The sequence below is a fragment of the Sphingomonas oleivorans genome (assembly GCF_003050615.1).
Lineage (GTDB): Bacteria > Pseudomonadota > Alphaproteobacteria > Sphingomonadales > Sphingomonadaceae > Sphingomonas_H > Sphingomonas_H oleivorans.
In genome coordinates this window covers 40254-53207 of the sequence record NZ_NWBU01000010.1, presented here as the reverse complement: position 1 = coordinate 53207, position 12954 = coordinate 40254, and the positions used below count along the sequence as shown (strand labels likewise).

Sequence of the window (12954 nt, the reverse complement as noted above, 5' to 3'; positions counted from 1 at the left end):
TTATAAATCAGCCTTGTATTCATTTGCGATCAATCTGTAAGGCTCGGTTCGACGGGGTGTTACGGGGGAAATCATGAATATCGGGAAACGCACGTCCAAATGGGCGTTGCTGGCTGGCGGAAGCGTTGTTGCGGCACTCGCCATGATTCAACCGGCCCAAGCCGCGTGCGATACCTCGCCTCCCGCTCAGGGCAGCATCACTACCTGCACGGGTGACAATCAGCCCTTCACGGTCACGACCGATGCGCAGGTAACGATTGCCGGTGGCGCGACCGTTTCGGGCACCGGCATGTCCGCCATCCGCCTGAATAGCGGTGGAAGCAATCTGCGAATCGACGGAACGGTCTCGGCAACGGGCGCAGCTGCACTGACGGTGCAGAATGGCAATCCCTACTACAACTCTGATCCCTATGCTGGGGCTGCGTTCGGATATGGATCCTATGTCTATCCAGATGGCCTGGCGACCATTGTTGTGGGCGAACAAGGCAAGGTCAGTGGCGACACCGGAATCTGGATTGAAAAATCGCCCGGCAACTCCATTGGCCGTTCGAGGGCTTCGATCAACAATAGCGGCCTGATCACATCCACGGGCGGGAGCGCCATCCGCGGACCCGCAAGTAATGACATCTATTACAGCATGATCGCCAATACGTCGACGGGCACCATCACGGGGATCGCAGCCGGCGTCTACAACATCAGCAATGCGGGCATGATCGATGGTGGCACCAACGCGGCCATTACACTCAACCGCCTGATCGATCCTTTTTTCCTCTCCTCGAGCAGCAGCATTTCCAATAGTGGCACGATCATATCGTCGGCGGCAGGCACTATCGACAGCCGTCAGGACCGGACGAACATTTCGAACAGCGGTTCCATTGAGAATAGCGGCACCGGACACGCGATCCTGACGGCAGGCGGCCTTTCCCTGTCCAATAGCGGCACCATAAAGGGCAGCATACAGACGGGTGGTTCCTCAGTATCGCTGATCGACAACAGCAAGGGCGTGATTGAAGGAGACGTGCTTCTCGGCTCGGGTGACGACATATTGGTCGCTTCTGTCGACAGCAAGGGCGTGCTTTCGACCGGCATCACCGGAAGGATCGACGGCGGCGCCGGGGCAAACATCGTCAAGGTTGTCATTGCGGAGGACACGACCGCCAGCGGCACTTTGGCGCTCCCCACCAACTTCTCGGTCCTGAGCGCCGAACTGCAGGACAAGGCGCATCTGACACTGGATTCGAGCTTCAGCGGAACAGCGCGGATTGCGGCGAGCGGATCGGGAACGCTGGAGAATCAGGGCCGCATCGAAACCCAGGGCCGGGCGATCGATGCTGATGGCTTCGACTTTCCCGCGTCGCTGAGCGTGGTGAACGGCGGCACAGTCAAGGCCAGTCTGCAGAACGCCACCGATGCCGCCATCTTTCTGGATGGTGCTTCCTTCACCAACAACGGGACGGTCGAGGCGACGGGCGGGGTCGGCATTTTCATGCAGTCCGGATCGGGCACCGCTCTTGTCAATTCCGGAAAGATCAGCACCAGCGGTGGTCCGGGGATCCTGTTTGGCAACACTTTCGGCGGCGGCCGGCTGACAGTAGAGAACAAGGCCGGCGGCGTGATCGAGGGCGTATCCGCCGCCATCGCCATCGTGCCGGACAGCAATCCCTACGCCTCGGGCGCAACCAGCATCACCAATGCGGGTACGATCAACGGCAATGTCGATCTGGCAGGCAGGTCGAGCTTCGATCGCTTCGTCATGCAGCAGGGCGGCACGGTGAATGGCGATGTCCGCCTTGGCGAGGGCGATGATATTTTCATCGCTGACGGCTCCTTGGGCACAGACGGGTTCCGCTCCGGCATCTCCGGCACGCTCGATGGCGGGGCCGGGAACGATCAATTGCTCACCCGCTTCAAGCAGAATGCCGACATTGTTCTGGGCAACCATGTCAATTTCGAGACGGTTGGTCTGGACATTGGAGCCGGCAGTCTGGTCAAGGCCAGCGGCAGTAGCGCAGGCGCCGTCCTGAGCCTCTATGGCGAGGGGAGCGCCGATCTGTCGCTGGCGATCACCGGTCAGAACAGCCCATTGATTAACGCTTCCGGTTATGGCTTCGCCTTCCCGGGAGAGAGCTTCAGCTACACGTCAACCGGTACCACCATCATCAGCCGCGGCGTCCTGCAAGCGGCATTTGATGCCAATGCCTTTGGCGGTGGCGCGGTTCTGCTCGACCAACTCGATCGCTTCACCAATGAAGGCAGCATCACGCTCACGCAGGCCGCCAATCCCTATGGCATCCGCGCGGTAGCCATCGGTGGCGGACGTGAGGTTACGAACAACGGCCAGATTGTCCTGAGCGGCGGCGCCGGCATTGCGGGTGCACTATCCACGACCAACGCGGGGACAATCAGCCAGATTTCGGGCGGCGCATCCTCCATCGGTGTTTCCGGCGTTCGGGATCTGACGAACAGCGGCACCATCAGCACGGCCGGGGTGGCGGTCTGGACGAGCGATTATATATCATCGATCGTCCGGAACAGCGGCACAATCGCAAGCAGCGGCGCGCGAGCCATTATGGGCGGTTACAGCCCGACAGTCGTCGTTAATCAGGCGGGCGGCACGATTTCCGGCGGAACCGGTTTCGATGCCGTTGCGCTGTCGGGTGGCGGCGCCGTCTCCAATGCGGGGACCATCAACGGCAATGTCAATCTGGCCTACAGCGCCTTTGGCGGTACGGGTTCGGCAGGCGGCGCTTATGTCGATCATGGCGGTACGCTGAATGGCGATCTCACATTCGGCGCGGGGAACGACATCTTCGTCGCCACGGGCGACACGATCGGCGTCCTGGGAACCATCAATGCAGGCGCCGGCACCGATATATTTGCGCGCAGCTACGATGCCAGCAGGAACGTTGACCTCGGCTCCCTTCCGGCCCTTCCCGCCGGTTTCGAACGGCAGGGCGTCGGCGCTTCCGGGGCGAATACGGTGGTGACGCTAACCTCATCACTGGGACAGATTGGCGATCCGATCAGGCTGGTCGGCGATGGCACCATCGTCAACACGGCAGATATAACGACGGCGACAGGTCTGCGGCCGCGGCGTCTTGTTGCGCTTGGCACCGCGATCGATCCGCTCAACCTCTCGGGTGCCGGCTCCACGCTCGCGTTCATCAATCGCGGCACAATCGGCGACGGGGTGATCGGCTATGCGCGCAGCTTCGAAAATGAAGGAACTGTTCGCAGTCAAGTCGTGGGAAGCATCAGCGCCCAAATAACAGCCAGTGACGCGAGCAGCTTCACATTCAAAAACAGCGGCACCATCTCGTCACCTGACAGCAGCCCGAATTATTTCGGCGCGGCGACTGCCGTCACCATCAACGCTGCGACGGACAGGTTGATGATCGGCCAGGCAAATATCGAGAATAGCGGCGCGATTGAAGGCGGCATCGCGGTGACGCTGAACGCGAGGCAGTTCACCTTCGCGAACAGCGGCACCATCTCGCGCGGCAATAGCCAGAACATATCGGCGTCGATCGGCATCGGGCAAAGCTATGGCGTCAGTGACGACATCAATGCCGACAGCGTCAAAATCGAAAACAGCGGAATGCTTTCCAACGGCATCAGCGTCTATGGTGCCGCCCGGGCAATGAGCTTCGCCAACAGCGGCACCGTCGGCTCGACCGCTTATGGCGAGGCGATCTCCTTCACCCAATATATGCACCGGACGGGTGACACGACCATGGGCCTTTACGGCGATGTCGATCAGGACAGCGTCGCATTCGCCAACAGCGGAACGGTGAACGGCGGCGTGAATATCTACGCAAGCGCCAGAGCCCTCACAGTGACGAACAGCAGCATCATAGACGCCGCAGCCAATGCGCTGGCCGAGTCTGGCGATGCTGCCCTTGAAATAGAGTCGGACAGCCAGGGCAGCCAGACGATCAACTTCACCAACAGCGGGACGATCAAGACAGACCGTCTCGGCAAATCTGCCGTTTCCATCGGAAGCTACGCACGATCCGTCGACCAGCGGAGAAACGGCTATGATGAAACGGCAGCGCCCATCGATGGGGAGCCCACGACAACCGTCAGTATCACGAATTCCGGTGTCCTGAGCGCTGATGGGGGCGCCTTGCATCAGCCAGCCACTCCGCCGCCCTACCCGTGGTATCCCGCTACGCCGGAAAGTCTGCAACTGGTTTCAGCTCTGGGGATCAGTGCCTCAAGCGGAAGCGTTTCCAGCATTACCGTCACCAACGAAGTCGGCGGCATTATTTCCGCAACGGGCGCAACCCGAAATGCGGACGATCCCGAAGGCACCCCGCTCGCAGGGTTTGAGGATATCGGCTCGACAGCGTTCAAAGCCTCGGCCAACACAGTCACGCTGGTCAACGCAGGCACGATCCGCGGCCTCGGCGGCGGCGTTGCGCCTTCCGATCTGCTTATTTACGATGACATTTCGGATTATGCATATGCAGGCCGCTTCATGGCCGGCGCCATTCAGACGCTGAATTCGGCCGACACGATCACCAACCTCGCTACCGGCGCGATCAGCGGATCGGTCGATCTTGGCGCGATGGACGACAGCATGGTGAATTTCGGCACCATCAACGGCAATGTCTTCCTAGGCGAGGGGAACGACGCGTTCACGCACAATCTGCGCGCCACGCTGAACGGCACTGTGGACGGGAATGCCGGCACCGATGCGTTGGTCATCGACATCAACGGCGGCGGGCTGCTCGACCAGGCGACCCTCGACAAATTCGTCAACTTTGAAAGCTGGACGGTCAGCGGCACCGGCACGATCACGACAAACGGCCCGCTCGCCGTGGACAGCCTGTTCCTGCGCGATGCCAATTTAACGCTGGCGGCCGGGCAAACACTGCAGACCGCGAGCGACATTGCCGTCGTCCTAGTCGGCGGAACGAACAGCCTCATCAACATGGGCACGATCAAGGGCGGGCTCAGCTTTGCCGGCGGCACGAACAGCTTCGTCAATAGGGGGAGCATCGCCGGGCCGGTCACGCTGGGCAGCGGCAATGACGAATTCACCATCGGAGCAGGCTCCTCGGTCTCCGGCCCGGTAGATGCGGGCGCAGGCAATGACCTGCTGATCCTGGCGACCGGCGGCAGCGACGCGTCTCCCTATGAAATCGGCCTGTCCGCGTTCACCGGCTTCGAACGGACGCGACAGGACGGCGGCACGGTCGCGCTTTCCGGCGATTACACGACGGATCAGCTGGATATCGTCAACGGCCGGTTCATCGGACGCACGGGTTCGATCCTGAACGCGCCTCTCATCACAGTGAATAGCGGCGCCACCTTTGGCAGTGCCGGCACCGTCAACGGCAATGTCACGGTGCAGGGCACGCTCTCCCCGGGCGCGTCACCGGGAACGATGACGATCAACGGCGGCGTTTCACTCGTCGGCGGATCGACCACTTTGTTCGAAATGACGCCGACGGTGAGTGACGCCCTGATCATAAACGGATCGCTGACGATTGCGCCCGGCGCAACGCTAAAGCTGGTCGGCAACCGCCCGCTGACACCCGGTGTGACCTATCAGCTGATTACGGCGAGCAACGGCATTACTGGCAGCTTCACGACCATCGACAAGGCATCGACGGTGATCGGCTTCATCCGGCAGGGAAGCCAGAGCATCGACCTCCTCGGACAGTTCGTGGTCAAAAGCGGCGCCAATCCGCAGGTGGTTCGCACGGTCGATTATCTGAATGGCCTGCTGATCGCTGGCAACGCGACCCGTGCCATTCTGGATGCAGCCCCGTCTCTGTTGACGGCGGATGGTTCGGTGAATCCGGCGTCCATCGCGCGTCTCAATGCCGAAAGCTACGCCTCCGCGTCGCAGATCGGGGTAGAGAACGGCCTCACCATCGCGGCGGCGCTGCGCTCCGCCAACACCTCATCGCACGGTGACCAGCCCGGCCTCTTCACCTTCGGCCAGATGCTGGGGGGCTGGCGGCGGTTGCCCGGCGCCGCAGCCACAGGCACGTCGCGGGCGGACATTTCCACCTACGGCGCGCTCGCTGGAATCGGGCTGGGATCGCAAACGGCGTCGATCGGAGCCTTTGTCGGCTATATCAACGCACGGCAACGGATCGGCGCTCTCGGAACGAAGACTGAAGCAGACGGCTTTTTGGCCGGCGTGCTTGCTCAGGCGTCCTTCGAAGGATTCGAGATCGCCGCGTCGCTCAGCTACGATGGCAGTGAGGCAGACACTGATCGCACACTGTTCAACGGCATCAGGACAAGCGCCCATTATCGGCTGCGCGGCTGGACGGGGGATATGTCGCTCGGCCGATCCTTCGCCATCGGCGATGGTTGGTCGCTGCGGCCGGAAGTGGGCCTCACCCATGTCTCTTCGCGCCGCGGAAGTGCGACCGAAAATGGCGACGTAACATGGGGTCTCACCGTGGACGCCCGTCGAACGAAGGCGACCTTCCTGAACGGCGCCTTCACGCTAAAGGGCGCCACAGAGGCCCGCATCAGCCCCTGGCTTTCAGTTGGTGTACGCCATCAACTGAGCGATACCCATAGCGCGGCGACCGCCGCCTACGTCGGTGTTCCCGACGGCCTGACAATCGTTGGCGTCAAGCGTAACGCGACGCTGGCCACCATCGGCGCCGGAGCGACCATGCAGGTATCGATGGGCACGGCCCTCTTCTTCGGCGCCAATAGCGAGTTCGGCGCGGACAGCAGTGGCGAAAGCGCAACGGTCGGGCTGAAGATCCGCTTCTAAAGCAGCGAGCGAGGCGACGCGGTTCCGGTCAATCGGCCGGCGAAAATATGTCGTCTCGCTCTTCTACCCGCCGCAACTGCTTGAGCACCGACAGATGATTGAACGCTTAGCCGTACCCCACCCGTGCCGTGACGGCCCGCCATTGCCCCGCTCAGCGGGGCACGCGTCGCGCCGGACAGGATTAGAAGATACTTCTCCCTAGAGGCATGGCGCTGAAAGAGCACCGTGGTCGGCGGCGCCTGCAAACCGAGCATATGAGCGCGAAGCACCGGCTACACCGGCGCGCAGAAAATTCCCCGTACAAATGAACCTCTAGTACAAGGCGCCCCCACAGAGGCCTGCCTAGCCATTGACCTAATTTTAGGAAAATGGCGCGCCCGGAACGATTCGAACGTCCGACCCTCAGATTCGTAGTCTGATGCTCTATCCAGCTGAGCTACGGGCGCGTTGGAGTGGCGCTGATAGTCGGGCCGTGCAGGGGACGCAAGCCTGTTTTTGAAGATAATTTCGATCGCCATACGATTATGGCAGACGCTTCAATCAGCGAGGCGCTTGTTCTACAGCGTCACCATGTCCGTCGCCTCCCGCCCGCGTCGCCCGATCTTCCTCATCCTGGCCGGATCAGCCGCGCTGTCCGCCTGCTCCGGCAGCCTTGCCGATTATCCTTCGCTCGCGCCGCGCCCGATCGAGAAGAGCGCCAATGCGCCCGAACCCGCTCCGCCCCCGCTGCCGACCGCAGCCGACCCCGCGCTCGCGGCACGCATCGCGCCGATCGTCGCAGCGGCGCAAAAGGGCCATGCCGATTTCATCGCGGAACGTAGCGCAGCCGAAAGCGCGATCGTGCGGGCGCGTGGCGCCTCATCCGAAAGCGAAGCCTGGGTCGCGGCGCAGCAGGCGCTGTCCAGCCTCGATACAGCGCGTGGCGTCGTGCAGAGTGCGGCGGCGGATATGGATACGCTCCGCCGCGATCAGGCGGGTGCAGCTCCCCCGGACCTTGCCGCGCTTCAGGCAGCCGCCGATCAGATCGCCGCCTTTCAGACGGAGGAGGACGCTGCCGTTGCAGCGCTCGCCGCCCGCCTGCCGGAATGAGGAACCCGGCTCAGCCCTCCCCGAGTGCCGCGCGATGCTCCTTCGCGAGCGCGACATAGGCGGCGACATTGCGCCGATTAGCCTCGATCTCCTCGGGCGATAGATCGCGCACATAGCGGGCGGGGCGCCCGGCCCACATCTGCCCCGCGCCGATCCGCTTGCCGGGCGTGAGCAGCGCGCCGGCGGCGAGCATGCCGTCCGCCTCTATCTCGCTCGCATCCATCACGATCGCGCCCATGCCGACAAAGGCCCGATCATGGAGCTTGCAGCCATGGAGCATGGCGAGATGGCCGACCAGGCAATCCGCGCCGATCTCCGTGGAATGGCGCGCGGTGGTGACATGGACGACCGTGCCGTCCTGAATATTGGTGCGCGCGCCGATCCTGATGGATTCGACATCGCCGCGCAGCACACAATTATACCAGATGCTGGCATCCTCGCCGATTGTCACATCGCCGATCAGCCGCGTGCCCGGTGCCACGAAGACGCTTTCGGGCACGCTGGGCAGGATGCCGCGGAAGGGAAGAATGTCGCCCTCGCGCATCAGGCCGGCCGCTCCACCCCGATCATGCGCCCATTAGCCGCGCGGCATAGGCCGCATGATAGGTCAGCACGCCCGAACAGCCGGCGCGCTTGAAGGCGAGCAGCGTTTCCAGCACCAGCGCATCGCGCTCGCCTGCGCCGGCCGCCACGCCCGCCTCGATCAGCGCATATTCGCCGGACACCTGATAGGCGAAGACCGGCACCTCGAAACGATCCTTCACGCGCCAGACGATATCGAGATAGGGCAGGCCGGGCTTGACCATCACGCTGTCCGCGCCCTCGGCCAGATCGAGCGCCACTTCGCGCAGCGCCTCTTCCGCATTGGCGGGATCCATCTGATAGCTGCGCTTGTCGCCCTTCAGCAGGCCGCGCGAGCCGACCGCGTCGCGAAACGGCCCATAATAAGCCGAGGCATATTTGGCGGCATAGGCCATGATCTGGACATTAAGATGCCCACCGGCTTCGAGCGCGGTGCGGATCGCGCCGACACGGCCGTCCATCATGTCCGAAGGGGCGACGATATCCGATCCCGCCTCCGCCTGGACGATCGCCTGGCGAACCAGCAGCTCGCTCGTCACATCGTTGATCACATAGCCTCTTTCATCGACGATCCCGTCATGGCCGTGGCTCGTATAGGGATCGAGCGCAACATCGGTGAGGATGCCGATATCGGGCACCGCATCCTTGATCGCGCGGATCGCACGGCACATCAGATTGTCGGGATTGAGCGCCTCGCGCCCATCGTCCGTGCGCAGATTGCGTGGCGTGTTGGGGAAGAGAGCGAGACAGGGAATGCCGAGCGCCTTCGCCTCGCGCGCGCGCTCCACCACCAGATCGACCGACCAGCGCGACACGCCGGGAAGCGTGGCGACCGGTTCCTCTATCCCCTGCCCCTCGGTCACGAACAGGGGCCAGATCAGGTCGGCGGGCGTCAGCAGCGTTTCGGCGACGAGCGCGCGGCTCCAGGCGGCCTTGCGGATGCGGCGGAGGCGGAGGGCGGGGAAAGCAGCATAGGTCATGATCGCTGCCCTACCCCCAATGCGCCGCCCAGGCAAAGCATGACGTCCCCGATCGACGGCCCCATCAGCGGAACCTCAGCCGCTCCGCATGCCAGCGCAGATGATCGGCCATGAAGGTGGAGATGAAATAATAGCTGTGATCGTAGCCCGGCTGCATGCGGAGCGCGAGCGGGATGCCCGCCGCGCGGCAAGCTTTTTCCAGCAGCTCGGGCTTGAGCTGTTCCGCCAGGAAGGGATCGGCATCACCCTGATCGACGAGCAACGCGTCGAGCCTTGCCCCGTCCTCGATCAGCGCGGTCGCGTCATGGCGCCGCCACTGCGCGCGATCCTCCCCGAGATAGCCGCCCAGCGCCTTCACGCCCCAGGGGCAGTTGATGGGCGAGGAAATCGGCGCGAAGGCCGAGACGCTGCGATAGCGGCCCGGATTGGCGAGCGCGAGCGTCAGCGCGCCATGCCCGCCCATCGAATGGCCCATGATCGCCTGCGCGCCCATATCCGCCGGGAAGTTCGCCTCGATTATCCCCGGCAGCTCCTCCAGGATATAGCTAGCCATGCGATAATGCCGGGCGAAGGGTTCAACGGTCGCATCGACATAGAAGCCTGCGCCCAGCCCGAAATCATAGGCGCCATCGGGATCGTCGGGCACGCCCTCACCGCGCGGGCTGGTGTCGGGCGCTACGAAGATCAGGCCCAGCTCCGCGCAGGCCCGGCGATATTCGCCCTTCTCCGTGACATTGGCATGGGTGCAGGTGAGGCCCGAAAGATAGAAGACGACCGGCAGCTTCGCGCCCGCGCCTGCTTGTGGTGGCACGAAGACGGAGAAGGTCATGTCCGTCCCCGTCGCGGCGGAGGCATGGCGGTAGACGCCCTGCACGCCGCCATGGGATTTGCTCGTGGAGAGGGTTTCCAGCGTCATCGGCGACGGCTCAGTAGACGACGACGCTACGGATCGACTTGCCCTCATGCATCAGGTCGAACGCATCGTTGATGCGGTCGAGCGGCATGCTGTGGGTGATGAGATCGTCGATATTGATCTTGCCGTCCATATACCAGTCGACGATCTTCGGCACGTCGGTCCGCCCGCGCGCGCCGCCGAAGGCAGATCCCTTCCACACGCGGCCCGTGACGAGCTGGAAGGGCCGCGTCGAAATCTCCTGCCCCGCCTCGGCGACACCGATGATGATCGATTGGCCCCAGCCGCGATGGCAGCATTCCAGCGCCTGGCGCATCACCGCCGTATTGCCCGTGCAGTCGAAGCTGTAATCCGCGCCGCCATCCGTCGTATCCAGGATCGCCTGCACGACCTTGTCCCTGCCCACTTCGAGTGGATTGATGAAATGCGTCATGCCGAACTTCTCGGCCATGGCGCGCTTGGCGGGATTGATATCGACGCCGATGATCTTGTCCGCGCCCACCATCCGCGCGCCCTGGATGACATTGAGGCCGATGCCGCCAAGGCCGAACACGACCACATTGGCGCCCGGCTCCACCTTGGCGGTGTAAATCACCGCGCCGATGCCGGTCGTGACGCCGCAGCCAATATAGCAGATCTTGTCGAACGGCGCGTCCTCGCGGACCTTCGCGACCGCGATCTCGGGCATCACCGTGAAGTTGGAGAAGGTCGAGCAGCCCATATAATGGTAGAGCGTCTCGCCGCCGAGGCTGAAGCGGCTCGTCCCATCCGGCATCAACCCGCGTCCCTGCGTCGTGCGGATCGATGTGCAGAGATTGGTCTTCTGGCTGAGGCAGCTTTTGCACTGGCGGCATTCGGGCGTGTAGAGCGGGATCACATGATCGCCCGGCTTCACGGAGGTGACGCCCGGCCCCACCTCGCGGACGATCCCTGCCCCCTCATGCCCCAGGATCGAGGGGAAGATACCCTCCGAATCCTTGCCCTCCAGCGTATAGGCGTCGGTATGGCAAATGCCGGTCGCCATCACCTCCACCAGCACTTCGCCCGCGCGCGGACCATCCAGCTCGACCTCATGGATCTCCAGCGGCCGGTTTGGTGCGACGGCAATGGCTGCGCGGGTCTTCATGACGGATCTCCTGAAAATTCGATGGGCCGCTATAGAGGCGGCCCTCCGCCCGCGCCAAGGCGGATATGGCGAACATGATGCAGCCGAAACGGTTTCCGCGCGTTCATTGGGCGTGACAGAAAGGCCCCTCCCCCGCTCCGCCGCGCTGATCGTCAACGCCAAGTCCCGCAAAGGCCGTAAACTCTATCGCCGCGCGGCGAAGCGACTGAAGGCGGCGGGCATCACGCTTTCGGCGAGTCATGCGGTGCGCGATCCTTCGACGCTGCCCGCCATCGTCCGGCGGGAGGTGCTGGCGGGCGCGCCGATGGTGATCGTCGGCGGCGGCGACGGATCGCTTTCTTCCTCGGTCGATCATCTGGTGAATCATGACTGCGTCTTCGCGCTGCTCCCGCTCGGCACCGCCAACAGCTTCGCGCGCACGCTCGGCATCCCGCTCGACATGGACGGCGCGATCGAGGTGATCGCACATGGCCGGCGCCGCCGCATCGATCTGGGCATGATCGACGATGATTATTTCGCCAATTGCGCGGCGATCGGCATGTCGCCGCTGATCGCGGAGAGCGTACCACATGGCCTGAAGAAATGGCTCGGCCGGCCTGGCTATCTCGCCTGGGCGGCGATCAAGGCATTTCGCTTCCGTCCCTTCCGTCTCACCGTCGGCGAAGGCGAGACGGCCGAGACGCTCGACGCGCTGGAGGTGCGGATCGCCAATGGCCGCTATCATGGCGGCACCGAGCTGGTGGAGGCGGAAGTGGACAGCGGCCAGATTGTTGTCCAGGCGGTCACCGGCCGCGCGCGCACTCGGCTTGCACTAAGTTGGCTGCTGAGCCTCCTCCACGTCCGCGCGGCGCGATGGACGGTCCGCGAATTTCGCGACCGATCGCTCCGCATCGCCACCGATCCGCCGCTGCCCATCTCGATCGACGGCGAGGTGCTGGCGAAGACGCCGGTCATCGCCCGGATCGCGCGCGGCGTGATCGAGGTGGCGGCGCCGGCCTGATCTCCGCTCGACCGGAACCCGGGCAGGGAAAATTTGGTTCGGCACAATATTGGCTGGGAGACGATGATGAAACGCTATGCCTATGGCTGGATCACGATTCTCTTCTTTCTCTTCTCGATCGTCGGACATTGGCTGTTCGGCTGGTACGCCTATGTCGACGAGGCGGTGCAGCATGGGCAGCCGGCCCAATTCAGCCAGTTCGCCATCGAAATGGGCCGCGATACGTTCGAGAACTGGCAGTCCGAATTCCTCCAGCTCCTCTGGCAGGTCATCGGCCTCGCCTATTTCCTCTATGTCGGTTCGCCCGCGTCGAAGGAAAATGACGATCGGATGGAAGCCAAGGTCGACATGCTGCTGCGGCTACAGGCCGGCGAGAAGGCCGACCGCATCATCGCGCGGCTGGACGAACAATATATGCGCACCGGCGGCCATGCCAAGCCGCACGGGCATGAACGACGCCCCGTCACCATATGACGCGGAAGCTCGGAACCTCCCCGACAACTGTCCGATTTC

The 12954-nt window shown here is 63.2% G+C and carries 8 protein-coding genes and 1 tRNA gene; 4 read left to right on the top strand and 5 right to left on the bottom strand.

Features of this window, described 5'->3' with window-relative positions:
* Window positions 1-73 precede the first annotated feature (73 nt).
* Window positions 74-6751 (top strand): autotransporter outer membrane beta-barrel domain-containing protein, encoded by a 6678-nt coding sequence (locus CLG96_RS11665; protein ID WP_107968170.1) that lies wholly within the window; start codon window positions 74-76, stop codon window positions 6749-6751.
* Window positions 6752-7120: 369 nt separating this feature from the next.
* Here CLG96_RS11665 and CLG96_RS11660 read toward each other — a convergent pair.
* A tRNA-Arg gene (locus tag CLG96_RS11660) sits at window positions 7121-7197 on the bottom strand.
* Window positions 7198-7303: 106 nt separating this feature from the next.
* Here CLG96_RS11660 and CLG96_RS18785 point away from each other — a divergent pair.
* Window positions 7304-7840, top strand: a complete 537-nt coding sequence (locus CLG96_RS18785; protein WP_165799632.1) for a hypothetical protein — start codon at window positions 7304-7306, stop codon at window positions 7838-7840.
* A 10-nt stretch (window positions 7841-7850) separates the two neighbouring features.
* Here the strand turns inward: CLG96_RS18785 and CLG96_RS11650 are convergent, their stop codons facing one another.
* The 4 genes from CLG96_RS11650 to CLG96_RS11635 form a co-directional block, all read right to left on the bottom strand.
* A complete protein-coding gene (locus tag CLG96_RS11650; RefSeq protein ID WP_107968168.1) occupies window positions 7851-8384 on the bottom strand; it encodes a gamma carbonic anhydrase family protein in 534 nt (177 codons plus the stop codon).
* Between the two features lie 22 nt (window positions 8385-8406).
* Window positions 8407-9402, bottom strand: coding sequence for a porphobilinogen synthase (hemB, locus tag CLG96_RS11645; protein ID WP_107968167.1), 996 nt, complete (start codon window positions 9400-9402; stop codon window positions 8407-8409).
* 64 nt (window positions 9403-9466) lie between these two features.
* Window positions 9467-10318, bottom strand: coding sequence for an S-formylglutathione hydrolase (gene fghA, locus CLG96_RS11640; RefSeq protein ID WP_107968166.1), 852 nt, complete (start codon window positions 10316-10318; stop codon window positions 9467-9469).
* A gap of 10 nt (window positions 10319-10328) precedes the next feature.
* Window positions 10329-11441, bottom strand: a complete 1113-nt coding sequence (locus CLG96_RS11635; protein WP_107968165.1) for an S-(hydroxymethyl)glutathione dehydrogenase/class III alcohol dehydrogenase — start codon at window positions 11439-11441, stop codon at window positions 10329-10331.
* Between the two features lie 112 nt (window positions 11442-11553).
* Between CLG96_RS11635 and CLG96_RS11630 the strand changes: the two genes are divergently transcribed.
* Together CLG96_RS11630 and CLG96_RS11625 are read left to right on the top strand one after the other, a co-directional pair.
* Window positions 11554-12441, top strand: a complete 888-nt coding sequence (locus CLG96_RS11630; protein WP_107968685.1) for a diacylglycerol/lipid kinase family protein — start codon at window positions 11554-11556, stop codon at window positions 12439-12441.
* A 63-nt stretch (window positions 12442-12504) separates the two neighbouring features.
* Complete coding sequence (locus tag CLG96_RS11625; RefSeq protein ID WP_243395752.1) at window positions 12505-12915, top strand: DUF6766 family protein; 411 nt, start codon at window positions 12505-12507, stop codon at window positions 12913-12915.
* The last annotated feature ends 39 nt before the right edge of the window (window positions 12916-12954 follow it).